The sequence below is a fragment of the Methylibium sp. Pch-M genome (assembly GCF_004136295.1).
Classification (GTDB): Bacteria; Pseudomonadota; Gammaproteobacteria; order Burkholderiales; family Burkholderiaceae_C; genus Methylibium; species Methylibium petroleiphilum.
Genome location: NZ_CP029606.1, coordinates 2,355,640 through 2,372,762 on the forward strand (window position 1 = coordinate 2,355,640; position 17,123 = coordinate 2,372,762).

13 protein-coding genes are annotated in these 17,123 nt (G+C 70.3%); 11 read left to right on the forward strand and 2 right to left on the reverse strand.

All coding sequences use genetic code 11. The annotated features are described in order from the left end of the window. Positions 1 to 29 precede the first annotated feature (29 nt). From C1M51_RS11315 to C1M51_RS11325, 3 genes are all read left to right on the forward strand, one after another. A complete protein-coding gene (locus C1M51_RS11315; RefSeq protein ID WP_041929498.1) occupies positions 30 to 1,022 on the forward strand; it encodes a 2-dehydropantoate 2-reductase in 993 nt (330 codons plus the stop codon). Positions 1,023 to 1,163: 141 nt separating this feature from the next. Beyond that, complete coding sequence (locus tag C1M51_RS11320; protein WP_011828023.1) at positions 1,164 to 1,721, forward strand: HNH endonuclease; 558 nt, start codon at positions 1,164 to 1,166, stop codon at positions 1,719 to 1,721. Positions 1,722 to 1,864: 143 nt separating this feature from the next. Continuing rightward, positions 1,865 to 2,350, forward strand: a complete 486-nt coding sequence (locus tag C1M51_RS11325; RefSeq protein WP_011828024.1) for a glycine zipper 2TM domain-containing protein — start codon at positions 1,865 to 1,867, stop codon at positions 2,348 to 2,350. A 15-nt stretch (positions 2,351 to 2,365) separates the two neighbouring features. Here C1M51_RS11325 and C1M51_RS11330 read toward each other — a convergent pair whose 3' ends face one another. Then, entirely contained in the window at positions 2,366 to 4,171 is a 1,806-nt protein-coding gene (locus C1M51_RS11330; RefSeq protein ID WP_129449866.1) for a SulP family inorganic anion transporter, read from the reverse strand. 188 nt (positions 4,172 to 4,359) lie between these two features. Here C1M51_RS11330 and C1M51_RS11335 point away from each other — a divergent pair, with 188 nt between their 5' ends. From C1M51_RS11335 to C1M51_RS11355, 5 genes are all read left to right on the forward strand, one after another. Further along, entirely contained in the window at positions 4,360 to 5,088 is a 729-nt protein-coding gene (locus tag C1M51_RS11335; protein ID WP_129449868.1) for a mobilization protein, read from the forward strand. Positions 5,089 to 5,304: 216 nt separating this feature from the next. Further along, entirely contained in the window at positions 5,305 to 5,595 is a 291-nt protein-coding gene (locus C1M51_RS11340; RefSeq protein ID WP_011828027.1) for a co-chaperone GroES, read from the forward strand. Positions 5,596 to 5,654: 59 nt separating this feature from the next. Beyond that, entirely contained in the window at positions 5,655 to 7,301 is a 1,647-nt protein-coding gene (gene groL, locus C1M51_RS11345; protein ID WP_011828028.1) for a chaperonin GroEL, read from the forward strand. A gap of 126 nt (positions 7,302 to 7,427) precedes the next feature. After that, entirely contained in the window at positions 7,428 to 9,611 is a 2,184-nt protein-coding gene (locus C1M51_RS11350) for a DUF1631 family protein (RefSeq protein WP_129449870.1), read from the forward strand. Positions 9,612 to 9,671: 60 nt separating this feature from the next. Beyond that, complete coding sequence (locus C1M51_RS11355; protein ID WP_242499657.1) at positions 9,672 to 12,038, forward strand: patatin-like phospholipase family protein; 2,367 nt, start codon at positions 9,672 to 9,674, stop codon at positions 12,036 to 12,038. A 15-nt stretch (positions 12,039 to 12,053) separates the two neighbouring features. Here C1M51_RS11355 and yihA read toward each other — a convergent pair whose 3' ends face one another. Beyond that, positions 12,054 to 12,755, reverse strand: coding sequence for a ribosome biogenesis GTP-binding protein YihA/YsxC (gene yihA, locus C1M51_RS11360; RefSeq protein ID WP_129449872.1), 702 nt, complete (start codon positions 12,753 to 12,755; stop codon positions 12,054 to 12,056). Positions 12,756 to 12,826: 71 nt separating this feature from the next. Here yihA and C1M51_RS11365 point away from each other — a divergent pair, with 71 nt between their 5' ends. The 3 genes from C1M51_RS11365 (at position 12,827) to ccsB (ending at position 17,111) form a co-directional block, all read left to right on the forward strand. After that, the gene (locus tag C1M51_RS11365) at positions 12,827 to 13,444 is read left to right on the forward strand and encodes a cytochrome c (RefSeq protein WP_011828032.1); all 618 of its coding nucleotides are present in this window, start codon (positions 12,827 to 12,829) and stop codon (positions 13,442 to 13,444) included. Between the two features lie 131 nt (positions 13,445 to 13,575). Beyond that, entirely contained in the window at positions 13,576 to 15,693 is a 2,118-nt protein-coding gene (locus C1M51_RS11370) for a cytochrome c biogenesis protein ResB (RefSeq protein WP_129449874.1), read from the forward strand. Further along, positions 15,690 to 17,111 (forward strand): c-type cytochrome biogenesis protein CcsB, encoded by a 1,422-nt coding sequence (ccsB, locus tag C1M51_RS11375; protein ID WP_129449876.1) that lies wholly within the window; start codon positions 15,690 to 15,692, stop codon positions 17,109 to 17,111. The genes C1M51_RS11370 and ccsB overlap by 4 nt, the downstream gene beginning before the upstream one ends. Positions 17,112 to 17,123: the final 12 nt, after the last annotated feature.

Sequence of the window (17,123 nt, forward strand, 5' to 3'; positions counted from 1 at the left end):
AGGGCGCGTGAGCGCAAGGAGGACGATCGATGCGGATTGCCGTGGTGGGCCTGGGGGCGGTCGGCGGTTTCCTTGCCGCGCGGCTGGTGCGCGGCGGCCATCGGGTCAGTGCGCTGGCGCGTGGTGCCGCGCTGGCGGCGGTGCGTGAACACGGCCTGCGGCTGGACGAGGGCGGGCGGGTCACCGCGCACCCGATCGACAGTGCCGACGATGCGGCGGCGCTCGGCCCGCAGGACCTGGTGATCGTGGCGGTCAAGTCGCCGGCGCTGGCGGCCGTGGCCGAAGGTCTGGCGCCACTGCTGGGCCCCGACACGCCGGTGCTCACCGCGATGAACGGCGTGCCCTGGTGGTTCCTGCAGACGCTGCCGGCCGGCCGCATCGATCCGCGGCTGGCGAGCGTCGATCCCGAGGGCCGCATCGCTGCCGCGCTGCCGCTGGCGCGCGTGCTCGGCGGCGTGGTGCACCTCACCTGCAGCCAGCCCGAACCGGGTCTCGTGCGCCACGGTTTCGGCGAGCGGCTGATCGTCGGCGAGCCGGCCGGCGGCGCCAGCGCGCGCGTCGCCGCGGTGGTGCAGGCCCTGCGCGACGGCGGCCTGGAGGTCGAGGCCACGCCGGACATCCGCCAGGCGATCTGGTTCAAGCTGTGGGGCAACATGACGACCAATCCGGTGTCGGCACTGACCGGCGCGACGGCGGACCGGATCTTCGACGATCCGCTGGTCAATGCCTTCTGCCTGCGCGCGATGGCCGAGGCGTCGGCCATCGGCGCGCGCATCGACTGCCCGATCGCGCAAAGCGGCGAGGAACGCCAGGCGGTGGGCCGCAAGCTCGGGGCCTTCAAGACCTCGATGCTGCAGGATGTGGAGGCCGGCCGCCCGATCGAGCTCGACGCGCTGGTCACCGCCGTCCACGAGATCGGCGCGAAGCTCGGCCTGCCCACGCCTAACATCGACGCGCTGCTCGGGCTCACCCGGCTGATGGCCGGCACGCGCGGTCTGCTGCCGGCTGCGACCGGCCGATGACCCGCGCATGACACGCCGGCGCGCGCGGCGCGCGGTGTCGCGCCGACCCCGCAGATCGACCCCCGGCCCGCTGCCGCTAGCGTTGCTCCGCTTGAGGCGGCGGGCCGCCGTGCTCTATGCTCCGTGTCAAGGAGTTTGTGCATGGACGTGCTGCAGCTCGACGTGTCGGGCCGACCTCAGGCTTGGATCACCGCCCGCGAGGCGGCGGTTCTCTACGCCAGCGATGGCGTCGCGTGGACGCTGGGCGACGCCTGCGTGGTGCTGCGTGGCGGCATCCAGCGCCGCACCGGCCTGCAGTCGCGCATCGAGGTGCACTCCATCATCGCCGTGCGCGGCAGCGTGCCCAGCCGCGCCTGGCGGCAGACGCCGGCGCTGTCGAACCCCAAGCTGTTCGTGCGCGACCGCTACATCTGCGCCTACTGCGGAGGCCAGTTCCATGCCGACGACCTGACCCGCGAGCACATCCAGCCCACCTCGCGCGGCGGGCTCGACAGCTGGATGAACTGCATCACCGCCTGCCGCAGCTGCAACGGCCACAAGGCCAACCGCACGCCGGAAGAGGCGCGCATGAGCCTGCTCTACCTCCCCTACGTGCCGAGCCTGCACGAGGACATGATCCTGCGCGGCCGCCGCATCCTGGTCGACCAGATGGAGTTCCTGCTGGCCAGCGTGCCGCGCTCCAGCCGCCTGCATGGTTGAAGTCGCGGTGAAATAATTCCGCCCAGGCGCCGCGCGCGGCTGAACCGCGGGCGCGCGCCCCGACTCCAACCGCTCCGTGGCGTCAACGCCCCCGAGGGCGGCCTCGTTGTGCCGTGATCGCCCAGTGCGTGAAGGAAGCTCACATGAAGAACCTGTTGATCGCCGGCGTCGTGCTGGCCCTGGCCGCCTGCTCCACCACCAGTCCCGATGTGGTCCAGCGCGGCGACGCGCAGCGGCTGTCGACCGTGCAGGACGCGGTCGTCGTCAACGTGCGCGAGGTCACGGTCGACGGCAGCCAGTCGGGCATCGGCGGTGTGGCCGGCGGCGTGGCGGGTGGCGTGGCCGGCAGTTCGGTCGGCGGCCGCCGTGAAGCCGTGGTGGTGGGCGTTCTGGGCGCGGTGGCGGGCGCGGTGGTCGGCAATGCCACCGAGCGGCTCGCGACGCGCGAGCAGGCGCTGGAGATCATGGTGCAGCTGCGCAATGGCGAGCGGCGTGCCATCGTCCAGGCGCAGGGCAAGGAAAGCTTCCAGCCCGGCGACCAGGTGGTGCTGATCTCGACCGGCGGCACCACGCGCGTCGCGCGCGCGCAGTCGGTGCAGCCGCCGCCGGCACCGCAACCGCGCAGCTGATCGGGCCGCGGCGGTTCAGATCTCCGGCGCCGGCGGCGCGCCGGGCTGGTGGGCGCACTCGCCGAAGATCCTGACCTTGCAGCCGACGCAGATCGCCGGGTCGAGGCGCGGCACGATCCGTGCGATTGCGCTGTGCTTGTCGGAAAACACATGGTCCCGACCGAGCGTGTCGAGGAAGCCCGAGCGTTCCCACAGCTCCAGCACCGGCGGGCGCGGGCGGTGGAAATAGAGGTCGCCGCCGTCGGCCCGGCGGGCGCGCAGCTCCTCGTCCCAGACCTGGGCCCCGGCCGGGTCGATGAAGTTCATGCTCTTGCTCATGACCAGCAGGTGGCGCGGCGCGGCGGGCGCCGCGCGCAGGTGGTGCAGGGTGTCCGACACGTGCTGGGCGGCGCCGAAGTAGACCGCCCCCTCCATGCGCAGCAGCTTGAGCTGCGGGCACTCCGGCAGCGCCTCGGTCTGGCCGTCGAGCACGACGAAGGGGCGGTCCGGCGCCACGGAATCGAACCCCATCGTGCGCATGGCCGGCCGCGCCGTGCGTTGCAGGTAGCTGCTCAGCGACAGGATGCTGCCGAGCAGGATCGCGATCTCGAGCCTGAGGCTCACGGTGGCCACCGCGGTGGCCGCAGCGATCGCGAAGTCGCTGCGTTCGAGCCGCATCAGGCGCCGCCAGCCGGGCAGGTCGAGCAGGTTCCAGGCGACCGGCAGCAGCACCGCGGCGATCGCCGCGTTCGGGATCAGCGCCAGCAGCGGGGCACTCACCAGCACCAGCAACAGCAGCAGCCCGGCCGAGAACACCGAAGCCAGTGGCGTGCGCGCACCGGCCTCGAGGTTGGGGATCGAACGGTTCAGCGATCCGCAGGAGACATAGGCGGAGGTCAGGCCTCCCACCACGTTGGACAGGCCCTGGCCGAGGAACTCGCGGTTGGCGTCGATGCGCTGGCCCGAGCGGGCGGCCACGGCCTTGGCGATCGAGATCGACTGGGCGAGCGCCACCAGCGTCAGGGCGAAGGCGATGCTGACCAGGTCGCGCAGCCGCGAGATGTCGATGTCGGGCCAGTGCCAGCGGGGCCAGGGCAGCGGCACCTCACCGATCTGCTCGACGTGCCAGAACGTGCCGTCCTCATGGCCGGCGTTCAGCAGCACCGCGACCAGCGTGCCGGCCGCCAGCCCCAGCAGCAGCGCGGGCCAGCGCCGCTGCCAGTGCCGCACGGCGAGCGTGACCGCGAGGGCCACCACGCCGACGACCAGCGAACCGAGGTGCACCACCTCGAGCGGCCGCTGCCAGAGGGCCTCGAGCATCGGCCTCAACCCGGTGCCAGAACTCATGCCCAGCAGGTCGGGCAGGGCATGCAGCGCGATCAGCACCGAGGCGCCGGCGGTGAAGCCGAGCAAGGCCGCCGGCGAGATGAAGTTGGCGATGCTGCCCAGGCGCAGCGCGCCGATCAGGGTCTGCATCACGCCGACCAGCAGCGTGACGGTCAGCGCGAGCTCGATGTAGTCGGGGCTGCGCACCCAGGCCAGCGGCGTGAGCATGGCCGCCAGCGCCAGCGAGTTCGCGTTCGTCGGCCCCGACATCACGTGAAGGCTGGAGCCGAACAGCGCCGCGACGATGCACGGCAGGATGGCGGTGGCCAGGCCGTACTGCGGCGGCAGGCCGGCGAGCGAGGCGAAGGCGATGCCCTGCGGCAGTACCAGCACGGCGCCCAGCAGGCCGGCCAGCAGGTCGGCGCGCAGCGTCTCGCGCGACACGAGCCTGACCCACGGACCGAAGCAGCGTTGTAGCCAGGGCGGGCCGGCAGCCGGCGCAGCGGGTGAGGACATGCCGAATGATAGAAGCCGTTCCGGCCCCGCCGAGGGGCCGTGTCGCGGAGCAGAACGCGATGCGATATCGCGCGGCCCACCGTGTGGCCCAACTCGCTGCGTTGCACAATGTCCCGCACCGGGCGACGAATTCGACCTGGCATCCCGCCGGCCGACGTTCCGCCTTTCGCCATGGAGAGCTGAGCAGCATGACGCAGATTCCCACGCTCGAGACCGCGACCACGTCGAGGATCCACATGATCGGCGGCGAGAAGGGCGGTGTCGGCAAATCGCTCGTGTCGCGTCTGCTGGCGCAGTACCTCATCGACCACGAGGTCCCGTTCACCGGCTTCGATACCGACCGTTCGCACGGCTCGCTGATGCGCTTCTATGCAGGCTACGCCTCGCCGGTGCTGGCCGATCGCTACGAGGCGCTGGATGCGATCGTCGAGGCGGCCATCGAGGCTCCGGGCCGCCGTGTGCTGGTCGACCTGGCAGCACAGACCCATGATCCTCTGGTGAAGTGGATGGACGAGTCGGGCGTGCTGGACCTGGCCGACATGTCGGGCGTGGCCATCCACTACTGGCACGTGATGGACTCCGGCAAGGACTCGGTCGACCTGCTCAAGCGCCTGCTCGACCGCTTCGGCCGGCGCCTGCGCTACGTGCTGGTGCGCAACCAACTCCGCGGGGACGATTTCAGCCAGCTCGAGAAGTCGGGCGAGCAGGACCGCGCGCTGGCGCTGGGTGCCCGCGTGATCACGCTCAAGCGCCTGCACGACTCGGTGGTGCAGAAGATCGACGCCAGCAACAGCAGCTTCTGGGCCGCGCGCAACTCGCCGGGCGGCGAAGGCCCGAGCCTCGGATTGATGGAACGCCAGCGCCTCAAGCTCTGGCTGAACCACGCCTTCGGCGAGATCGAGACGGCGGGAGTCTGACCGCTGCGGCCCGCCGCAAGTCGGGCCTTCGTCACGCCCCGGACGCGGCGCTATTGAAACGCCGTGAGCGGCCCCTATAATCTGTCGCTAGCACTCGCGCAGACTGAGTGCTAACAAATCGGAGGTGGCGTCATCGTCTCCGACTGCGCAATTGTGAGCTTGCGCTAACTGCGCGAAATAAGTCCGTAGATATTCGATACCCATCAAGGAGATGCGATGAAACTTCGTCCTTTGCACGATCGCGTGATCGTCAAGCGCCTCGAACAGGAAACCAAGACCGCTTCGGGCATCGTGATCCCCGACAACGCCGCCGAGAAGCCCGACCAGGGTGAAGTGCTGGCCGTGGGTCCGGGCAAGCGCAACGACAAGGGCGATTTCATCGCCCTGAACTGCAAGGTCGGCGACCGCGTCCTGTTCGGCAAGTACAGCGGCCAGACCGTCAAGGTCGATGGCGACGAACTGCTGGTGATGCGCGAGGAAGACCTGTTCGCCGTCGTGGAGAAGTAAGCCGAACGGCACCTCCCCTGCACCTGGACAGATCAACGTACTGAATTCGGAGAATACACATGGCAGCTAAAGACGTCGTTTTCGGCGGTGAAGCCCGCGCGCGCATGGTCGAAGGCGTGAACATCCTGGCCAACGCGGTCAAGGTGACCCTGGGCCCGAAGGGCCGCAACGTGGTGCTCGAGCGTTCGTTCGGTGCCCCGACCGTGACCAAGGACGGTGTGTCCGTGGCCAAGGAAATCGAGCTGAAGGACAAGCTCCAGAACATGGGCGCCCAGATGGTCAAGGAAGTCGCTTCCAAGACCTCGGACAACGCCGGCGACGGCACCACCACCGCCACCGTGCTGGCCCAGGCCATCGTGCGCGAAGGCATGAAGTACGTGGCCGCGGGCATGAACCCGATGGACCTGAAGCGCGGCATCGACAAGGCCGTCGTGAGCCTGGTCGAGCAGCTGAAGAAGCAGTCCAAGCCGACCACCACCAGCAAGGAAATCGCCCAGGTCGGCACGATCTCGGCGAATTCGGACGACGACGTCGGCCAGATCATCGCCTCGGCGATGGACAAGGTCGGCAAGGAAGGCGTCATCACCGTCGAGGACGGCAAGTCGCTGAACAACGAGCTCGACGTGGTCGAAGGCATGCAGTTCGACCGCGGCTACCTGTCGCCCTACTTCATCAACAACCCCGAGAAGCAGAGCGCGGTGCTCGACAACCCGTTCGTGCTGCTCTACGACAAGAAGATCAGCAACATCCGTGACCTGCTGCCGACGCTGGAGCAGGTCGCCAAGTCGGGCCGCCCGCTGCTGATCATCGCGGAAGAGGTCGAAGGCGAAGCGCTCGCGACGCTGGTGGTCAACACCATCCGCGGCATCCTGAAGGTCGTGGCCGTCAAGGCACCGGGCTTCGGTGACCGCCGCAAGGCCATGCTGGAAGACATCGCCATCCTGACCGGCGGCAAGGTGATCGCCGAGGAAGTGGGCCTGACGCTGGAGAAGGTCACGCTGGCCGATCTGGGCCAGGCCAAGCGCGTCGAGGTGGGCAAGGAAAACACCACCATCATCGACGGCGCCGGCGCAGCGGGCGACATCGAAGCCCGCGTCAAGCAGGTGCGCGTGCAGATCGAGGAAGCCACCAGCGACTACGACCGCGAGAAGCTCCAGGAGCGCGTGGCCAAGCTGGCTGGCGGCGTGGCCGTCATCAAGGTCGGTGCTGCCACCGAAGTCGAGATGAAGGAAAAGAAGGCCCGTGTCGAAGACGCCCTGCACGCCACGCGTGCCGCGGTGGAAGAAGGCATCGTGGCTGGTGGTGGCGTGGCGCTGCTGCGCGCCAAGCAGGCCGCCGGTGCGATCAAGGGCGACAACGCCGACCAGGACGCCGGCATCAAGCTGATCCTGCGTGCGATCGAGGAGCCGCTGCGCATCATCGTCACCAACGCCGGTGACGAAGCCAGCGTGGTGGTGAACGCCGTGCTCGCCGGTAAGGGCAACTACGGCTACAACGCCGCCAACGGCACCTACGGCGACATGATCGAGATGGGCATCCTGGACCCGACCAAGGTGACCCGTACCGCGCTGCAGAACGCCGCCTCGGTGGCCGCGCTCATGCTGACGACGGAAGCCATGGTCGCCGAGTCGCCCAAGGATGACGCGCCGGCCGGCGGCATGCCGGGTGGCATGGGCGGCATGGGTGGCATGGGCATGGACATGTGATGTCCGGCCGGCCCCCCACGGGAGGCCGGCCGCCTGGGCTCTGCCCAGAACCGCGTCAGCAAGGGCCGCAGGAATGCGGCCCTTTTTCATGCGCGTTCGGCGAACGCTCCCGGGATAATTGGGAGCATGGATGTCTCGCCGCTGCTGCAGCGCTACCTCGACAGCTGCCTCGCGGAGGTGCCGCGCTGGATGAGCCGGGTCGCGAACGAGGCCCTGCAGGCGCTGCACGCGCCGACCACCCGCAGCGCGCTGCGCGAACTGCCGGCGCGCCCGCGCGATGACGCCGAGCTGGCCCTGCGCCACAACCATCCGCTGTGGGCGCGTCGCGTCGGTGAGTTGCTGGGTTCGCGCTGGCGCAGCGAGATCGAGGCCGGCGTGCCCGACGCGGGCGCGACGCTGTCGCCGCGGCCGGTCTGGTCGGCCGAAGCGCTGACGCTGGTCGACGAAGCCGAGGCCGAAGAGAACATCGAGCTGCTGCGCGCGGTGCAGCTGGTCGACCATGCCGCCGAGCACGAGCTGCACGAGCTGCAGTCGCGCACCGCGACGCTGCGCGGCCAGGACACGGTGCGCACAACCTCCAACCTGCTGCGGCCCGAGCTGCTGGTGCGCGCGGTGTGGGACGCCAGCGAGGTGCTGGGCCTCGGCGCACCGGCCCGCAAGGCGCTGATGCGTGCCAGCGGCGAGCCGCTGGCACAGGCGCTGAAGCAGGTCGCGATCGACGCCGGCCGGCGCCTGGCCGACTGGGGGGTCGGCCAGGCGGCCTGGAAGGCCAGTTCCACGCCGGCGGCACGGCGGGTCGCGCCGCCGAATTCCGGCTACGACCTCACGCGTCCCGGCGCACTCGACAGCCTGCGCAGCCGCCTCAGCACGCGCTACGCGAACATCGACGGTGCCACGCGCGCCGGTCCGATGGACGAGGCCGATTCGCTGCAGCAGCTCGACCGCAATCTGGTGCATGTGCTGTCGCGCCGACCGCTGGGGATCCAGGGCGCCGACCGCCTGATGGCGCGGCTGCCCTTCCTCGAGGCGGCCGGCCGCCACGACGACGACCGCGAGATCATGCTGCTGGTGGCCCACCTGAGCGGCGCCGTGCTCGACGACGCGCTGCTGCCACTGCCGGTGCGTTCCACGCTGGCCAGCTTGCAGGCGCCGCTGCTGCGCGTGGCGCTGCGAGAGCCCCGGGTGCTGGAGGATCACTCGCACCCGATCTGGCAGATGATGATCCGGCTCGCGTCGCACACGGCCGGCTTCCAGGATGACGATGATCCCCGGCTGTGCACGTTGCTGCGCGACGTCGAGGTGCTGTTCACGCGCCTGCAGGCGGCGACGCCGGCGATCGCGGTGCACGCGCAGGCGCTGACCGCGCTCGATTCGCTGCTGGTCGGCGAGCTCGACGCCGAGCGGCGCGAGGCCGCTGCGCCGATCGCCAAGCTGCAGGCCGCCGCGCGGCGCGTCACGATGGTCGAGGCGCTGCGCCGCCAGGTGCGGCTCGAACTGCAGGACGCGACCTCGCCGTGGCGCATCGAGGGCAGTACGCCGGCCAGCCCGGCCGCGGCGGTGGTGCTGGACGAGACGCTGCAGCACTTCCTCACCGGGCCGTGGCCCGAGGTGCTGGCGCATGCCCTGATCAACGACGGCGAGCAGGCCGACACGACGCGCGGCCTGCTGACCGTGGTGCCGGATCTGCTCGCCAGCCTTGCGCCGCTGCGCAGCGAGGACGACCGCCGCCGCCTGGTGGCTGCGGTGCCGGGGCTGGTGCAGCGGCTGCAGCAGGGCATGGCGCGCATCGCCACACCGCCCTCGCAACGTGACGCCGTGCTGGCCACTCTGATGGCGTGCCACACCGACCTGTTGCGGCCGACCGGGAGTGCGGGGGCTTCCCTCACACCCGAGGAAATCGTGCGCCGGATGCGCGAGGAAGAACTGCCGGACGAGCCAGCGCCGCGCACGCCGGCCGGCGACTCGATGTTCGACATCGCGACGCTCGACACCGTGCCGGCGGCGCTGATACCCGAGGCGCCCATGGGGGGCGCGCGCAGCTGGCTGCAGCACCTGGCGGTCGGTACCTGGTGCCGGCTGGTCGCCCGCGGCGACTGGACCGTGGCGCGCGTGTTGTGGGTCGACGAGTCGCGTGAGCACTGGCTGTTCAGCGACGCCGAACTCGGACTCACGCACGGCCTCACGCGGCGTGCGCTGGAGCGCTTGGCCGACGGTGGCCTGGCCGGGCCGCTGGAGCAGCGCAACCTCATCGAGCGCGCCGTCGACGCCCTGATGGCGCCGCCGCGCGGCCGCGACACCACGTTGGGCTGAGGCGCGGCGTCATCGCGGCGCCGTCGCGGGGATCGTGCGAGAGCCCCGCACAATCCCGGCATGTACCGCATCTGCGTCCTGTCGTCGCTCCGGGGAGTCCTGCTCGCCGTGATCGCCGCGGCGGCGACGGTGGCCGAAGCGGGCGAGACGGGCGCCGCGGCACCCCCGTCGCCGCTGCCGGCGGCTGCGGCCGCCGCCTCGGCGCCGGCCGCGGCCCGTGCCGCTGCGCCTGTGGCGGAGCCGCGCTCCCTGCAGCCTGCGGGGCGCCCGCGCATCGGTCTCGTGCTGTCGGGGGGTGGCGCACGCGGCCTTGCGCACGTCGGCGTGCTGAAGGTGCTGGAGCGCGAGCGCATCCCGATCGATCTGATCGCAGGCACCTCGATGGGCGCGATCATCGGCGGCCTGTATGCGAGCGGCATGAGCGCCGAGTCGCTGGAGCGCGAGCTGCTCAAGGTCGACTGGGACCAGCTGTTCGCGACCCGCGTTGCGCGCCGCGAGCTGTCGCAGCGGCGCAAGGAGACGGACTTCGAGATCGCCTCGGCGCTCGAGATCGGCCTGCGCGACGGCGAGCTACGCGTGCCGATCGGCACGCTGTCGAGCCGCGGGCTGGAGTCGTTGCTGCGCCGGTACACGCTGCCGGTCCGTGCGGTGCGCGATTTCGACCGCCTGCCCACGCCCTTTCGTGCCGTTGCCACCGACATGGAGAACGGCCGGCCGCTGGTGCTGAAGGAGGGCGATCTGGCGCTTGCGATGCGATCGAGCATGAGCGTGCCCGGCGTGTTCGCGCCGACCGAAATCGAGGGGCGCATCCTCGGCGACGGCGGGCTGGTGAACAACCTGCCGGTGGACGTGGCGCGCGCGATGGGCGCCGACGTCGTGATCGCCGTCAACATCGGCACGCCGCTGGGTGCGCGCGACACGCTGGGCTCGCTGATCGGCGTGACCACGCAGATGATCAACATCCTGACCGAGCAGAACGTGCAGCGCAGCCTGGCGACGCTGGGCCCGCGCGATCTGCTGATCGCGCCGCAGCTCGGCCTGCTGACGTCGGCCGATTTCGCGAAGGCCGCGGAACTCATCGAGCTGGGCGAGCTGCAGACGGCCCAGATGGTGCTGCAGCTCGAGGCCTACGGCGTCGATCCGGCCAGCTACCAGGGCTGGGCGCAGGCGCGGGCGCGGCCCGGCCTGCCGCAGCCCGTGCTGGAGTTCGTGAAGTTCGACGGCAGCGAGGTCACGCGGCCGGAGCGCTTCGCCGAGCAGCTGGAGACCCGTCCCGGCCAACCCTTCGCTGCCGATGCCGCCGAGCGGGACGCGCGCCGCCTTGCGGCCAGCGGCGACTACACCCGCGTCGACTACCAGCTGCTGCGCACCGGCAGCGGCGACGACGGCGTGGTGTTCAACCTCGAGGAGAAGTCCTGGGGGCCGAACTACTTCCGCTTCGGGCTCGGCCTGTCCACCGACTTCAGCGGGCGCAGCAGCTTCAACGTCAAGATCGCCCACGTCTGGCGCTGGCTCGACGCGGTGGGCAGCGAGTGGCGCAACGTGGTCGAGATCGGCTCGCGGCCGGGCTGGTCCACCGAGTGGTACCGCCCGCTGGGCTGGAACACCTCGCTGGGCCACGATTGGTTCCTCGCCCCGACGGCCAGCGCCGACCGCCGCGAGGTCGTCACCTACGCCGGCGCCGAAGGGCCCGAGAGCGGTCGCTTCCGCCGCAGCAGCCTGCGCCTCGGCGTCGACCTCGGCCAGCCCTGGGGCGAGTTCGGCGAGCTGCGGCTCGGACCCTATCTGCAGCGCTGGGATGACAAGACGCTGATCGTCAGTCGCGACTTCGCCGCGCCCGGCGGCGGCACCGAGCGGCGCGAGATCGGCCTGCGCCTGCGGGCCATCGTCGACCAGCTCGACTACGCCTTCTTCGCGCAGGAGGGCTACCGGCTGGTCGGCGAGCTGGCCGGAGGGCGGGTGCGCAGCGGCAGCGATGCCGGCGAAGCCGAGCGCGACTTCAGCCGCGTCGAGGCCAACGTGAATGTCGCCACCACCTGGGCCGCCAAGCACACGCTGAACTTCTACGGCAGCACGCTGTTCGCCGGCCGCTCGGCGCCGCTGGGGCGCGGCCTGTATGCGCTCGGCGGCTTCCAGAACCTGTCGGGCTACGAACCGGGCCAGGTCGAGGGCAACTACCTGCTGTTCGGTCGCGCCAGCTACTACTACCGGCTGACCCCGCCGGCACTGACCCGCGGCTTCTTCGCCGGCTTCTCGCTGGAGGCCGGCAATGCCTGGGCCGAACGCCGCCAGATGAGCCTCGGCGACCTGCGTACCGGCACGAGCGTGTTCCTCGGCGCGGATACCGGGCTGGGCCCGCTCTATGTCGGCGTGGCCTACGCGCCGCGCGGCGACACCGCGGTCTATCTGCTGCTCGGCCGCCCCTGAGCGGCCGCGGCTCGTTCAGCCTGCCTGGGGCGGTTCCGGCGCCGGGTCGCCGTGCGCCCAGGTGTGCAGCACCTGGGCGGCATCACCGACGCCGCGCCGGCTCAGCGCCGAGAACAGCGCGAGGCTCAGGTCGGCGTCGTCGGTCGCCAGCTGGCCCAGCACGCCCTGTGCGGCAGCGAGCGCGGCATCGGCCTCGCGGCGGTTGAGCTTGTCGGCCTTGGTCAGCAGCACCAGCAGCTTGATCTCGCCGGTGCCGACACGCGGCGCCACGAAGGCCAGCAGCTGCTGGTCGAGTTCGGTGAAGCCCAGCCGCGAATCGACCATCAACACCACGCCCGACAGGCTGCGCCGCGTTTCCAGGTACTCCGCCATCACCTGCTGCCAGCGCAGCTTCGCGCCGCGCGCGACGGCCGCGTAGCCGTAGCCCGGCAGGTCGGCGAACAGCGCGTCGGGCGCGTCCTTCGGGCCGAGCGAGAACAGGTTGATGTGCTGGGTGCGGCCGGGCGTCTTCGACGCGAAGGCCAGGCGCTTCTGCTGCGTCAGCAGGTTGATCGCGGTGGACTTGCCGGCGTTCGAGCGGCCCACGAAGGCAATCTCCGGCAGCTCGTTGACCGGCAGGTGTTCCATCCGCGCGGCGGTGGTGAGAAAGCGGGCGGTGTGGGTCCAGGCCAGCGCCACTTTGGCGGGGTCCGGGACCGCCGGAGTGGGCGAGTTCATGCGGCATTGTAAAATCGCTGGTTAGCCGACGGGTCGGACCCGTTCGCCACCCACTCCTCCATCGCTCGCCCATGAAGTCTCTCCTGTCGTTCCTGTTGGCCGCCGCCCTCGTGACCCCGGTTCTGGCGGAGGAGGCCAAGGCGCCTGCCAAGCCCGACCTCAAGAAGGGCGAGGCGATCTCCACCGCGGTGTGTGCCGCCTGCCACACCGCCGACGGCTCGCGCGGCAGCCCGGCCAACCCGATCCTGGCGGGTCAGCACCCGGAGTACCTCGCCAAGCAGCTGGCCGAGTTCAAGTCGGGCAAGCGCAACAACGCCATCATGAAGGGCTTCGCCTCGACCCTCAGCGAGGATGACATGCGCAACGTGGCGGCCTTCTACGCGAGCAAGCAGGCCAAGCCGGGCTTTGCCAAGAGCAAGGACACCGTCACGCTGGGCCAGCAGATCTACCGCGGCGGCATCGCCGACAAGCAGGTGCCGGCCTGCGCCGGCTGCCACAGCCCCACCGGGGCGGGCATTCCGGCCCAGTACCCGCGCGTCGGCGGCCAGCATGCCGACTACACCGAGGCGCAATTGGTGGCCTTCCGCGGCGGCGCACGCAACAACAACGCCCAGATGAGCGTCATCGCGGCCAAGCTCAGCGACAAGGAGCTCAAGGCGGTGGCCGACTACATCGCCGGGCTGCGCTGACCCGGACGCGTCAGCGCGCTTTCCCGAAGGCCGGCTCGACGCCGGCCTTCGTGTTTGTGCGGCGCGCCGTTTGAACTTTCGGGCCGTTGCCGCCTCTGCCTGTTCGCCCCTCGCCGAATCGTCCTTTTCCCATGACCGTCAGTACCACCGGCCTCGAACTGCCGACCCGCTCGCGCACGTTGCGTGCAGCGGTCGAGGTGCTGTCGTCGATGAGGTTCTCGATCACGCTGCTGACCGTGATCTGCATCGCCTCGGTCATCGGTACCGTGCTGCGGCAGCACGAGTCGATGAACAACTACGTGAACCAGTTCGGGCCGTTCTGGGCCCAGGTGTTCGACGCACTCGACCTCTATGCGGTCTACAGCGCCTGGTGGTTCCTGCTGATCCTGGCCTTCCTGGTCGCGTCGACCAGCCTGTGCATCGCGCGCAACGCGCCGAAGATCCTGGTCGACCTGAAGGCCTACAAAGAGCAGATCCGCGCGAGCAGCCTCAGGTCCTTCCACCATCGCGCCGAAGGCACGCTCGACGAAGCGCGCGCCGACGTGCTGGCCCGCGTCTCAGCGCTGCTGGCCGCTGGCGGCTGGAAGGCGAAGCTGCAGGAACGCGAGGGCGGCGTGATGGTGGCGGCCCGAAAGGGTGCCGCCAACAAGCTCGGCTACCTGGCCGCGCACTCGGCGATCGTGCTGATCTGCATCGGCGGCCTGTTCGATGGCGACCTGGTGGTGCGTGCGCAGATGGCGCTGTTCGACAAATCCGCCTGGCCCGGGGCCGGCCTGCTGCGCAACGTGCCGGCCGAGCACGTGCTCTCCGAGGGCAACCCGACCTACCGCGGCAACATCCTGGTCGGCGAAGGCCAGCGTGGCGGCACCGCGGTGATCCAGCTGAAGGACGGCGTGGTGCTGCAGCCGCTGCCGTTCGACATCGAGCTGAAGAAGTTCCTGGTCGACTTCTACCCGACCGGCATGCCCAAGCGATTCGCCAGCGACATCGTGCTGCACGACCGCGACACCGGCGCCACCCGCACCGCGACCGTGAAGGTCAACGAGCCGGTGCAGCACCGCGGCGTGATGATCTACTTGTCGAGCTTCGAGGACGGCGGCTCCAAGCTCAAGCTCCGGGGCTGGCCGCTGGGTGGCGGGACGCCGTTCCAGATGGACGGCGAGGTCGGCACCGAGACCAAGATCCAGAGCGAGCGCGACGGCCAGACGCTCGGCCTCGAATTCACCGGGCTGCGCGTCATCAATGTCGAGAACCTCGCGGCGGTCGATGCGAACGGCGGCACCGACGTGCGCAAGGTCGATCTCGTCAACCGGCTCGAGAGCCACCTCGGTTCCGGCGCGAAGACGCGCACCGAGAAGACGCTGCAGAACGTCGGGCCGTCGATCAGCTACAAGCTGCGCGACGCGGCCGGCCAGGCCCGCGAGTACAACAACTACTCGCTGCCGCTTACGCTCGATGGCCAGCGCGTCTTCCTCGCCGGGGTGCGCGAGACGCCCAACGAGCCATTCCGCTACCTGCGCATTCCGGCCGACGACGCCGACGGCCTGGCCGGCTGGATGCGGCTGCGCGGTGGCCTCAACGAGCGGGCGCTGCGCGAGGCCGCGGTGCAGCGCTACGTGACCCGTGCCACGCCGGCCGACAAGCCCGAACTGGCCGAGCAACTGACGGTATCGGCGCGGCGTGCGCTGGACCTCTACGCTGGCATCGAGCCGGTGCGCGCGGGCGAACCGGCCGTCGGCGGGCTGCAGGCGCTGTCGGGCTTCCTGGAGGCCAGCGTGCCGGAAGCCGACCGCGAGCGCACCTCGGACGTGCTGCTGCGCATCCTCAACGGCACGCTGTTCGAGTTGCTGAACCTGACGCGCGAGCGCGCCGGCCTCAAGCCCCTCGCGCCCGACGAGGCCACCCAGGCCTTCATGACACAGGCCGTGCTGTCGCTCTCGGATGCCTTCTTCTACCCGGCGCCGGTGTTGCTGGCGCTGGACGACTACACCCAGGTGCAGGCCAGCGTGTTCCAGGTGACGCGCACGCCGGGCAAGACGCTGGTCTACCTCGGCTGCCTGTTGCTGATCATCGGCGTGTTCGCGATGCTCTATGTGCGCGAGCGCCGCCTGTGGGTGTGGCTCGAGGACGCACCGGACGGCGGCGGCACGCGCCTGACCGCCGCGCTGTCGTCGACCCGGCAGACGCTCGATACCGACCGCGAGTTCGAGCAGATTCGCGACAGCCTCCTAGCGAAGGAAAGCGCATGAACACCACCACGCCCCCCGCCATGCTGACGATCGGTCGCAGCGGCTACTTCGCCCGGCGCAGCGCCTTCGACTGGATCTTCGCGCTGCTGGTCGTGGCCGGCGCCGGCTATGCCTTCCAGCGCTATGGCGGCCACATGGACGGCTACGAACTCGGCATCCTCGCCGGCGCGACGCCACTGGTCATCGGCCTGGGCTGGTTCTGGGGCCCGCTGCGTGGTTTGGCGATTGCCGTCGCGCTCGCCAGCTTCCTCGCGATCGGCCTCTACAGCCGCACCACCGACGGCTTCGGTGCCGACCTCGAGGCCGGGCAGCAGCTGTTCCTGCTGAAGTACCTGTTCGCGAGCCAGACTGCGATCCTGTGGATGTGCACGCTGTTCTTCATGAGCACGCTGTTCTACTGGATCGGCTTCTTCAAGCAGCGCGACAGCCAGGCCACGGCCGAGAAGATCGGCTCGCTGCTGGCCTGGGGCGCGGTGTTCATGGCGCTCACCGGCACCCTGGTGCGCTGGTACGAGAGCCACCAGATCGGCGCCGACATCGGCCACATCCCGGTCAGCAACCTCTACGAGGTGTTCGTGCTGTTCGCCTGGATGACGGCGCTGTTCTACCTGTACTTCGAGGCCAACTACCTGCAGCGCGCCGCCAGCACGGCCAGCGGCCGGGCCGCCAATGCCGGCAGCGGCGAGGGCAGCGTGCGCTCGCTCGGGGCTTTCGTGATGCTGGTGGTCAGCGCGGCGGTCGGCTTCCTGCTCTGGTACACGGTGGCGCGCGAGGCGCAGGAGATCCAGCCGCTGGTGCCGGCGCTGCAGAGCTGGTGGATGAAGGTGCACGTGCCGGCCAACTTCGTCGGCTACGGCACCTTCGCGCTGGCCGCGATGGTCGCCTGGGCCTACCTGCTGAAAACGGCCGCGACGCGCGCGCTGGTGACCGCCTTCATCGCCTTGCCGGTGGGCCTGCTGGCGGTGCTGGGGGCCTTCGCGGCGTTCGCGCCGCTGCAGGCCGAAACGGTGGCTTCGCTCGGCTCGGCGATGCGCCTGATCGGCGGCGTCGGCGCCTTCTTCGCGCTGACGCTGGCGCTGCGGCGGCCGATCGTCGCCAAGCTGCCGGCGCTGGAACTGCTCGACGACGTGATGTACCGCGCCATCGCGGTCGGCTTCGCCTTCTTCACGATCGCGACCGTGCTCGGCGCGCTGTGGGCCGCCGAGGCCTGGGGCGGCTACTGGAGCTGGGACCCGAAGGAGACCTGGGCACTGATCGTCTGGCTCAACTACGCGGCCTGGCTGCACATGCGGCTGATGAAGGGGCTGCGCGGCACGGTGGCCGCCTGGTGGGCGCTGGTCGGCCTGGTGGTCACCACCTTTGCCTTCCTCGGCGTGAACATGTTCCTGTCGGGCCTGCACTCCTACGGGCAGTTGTAAGCGGCAGGACGC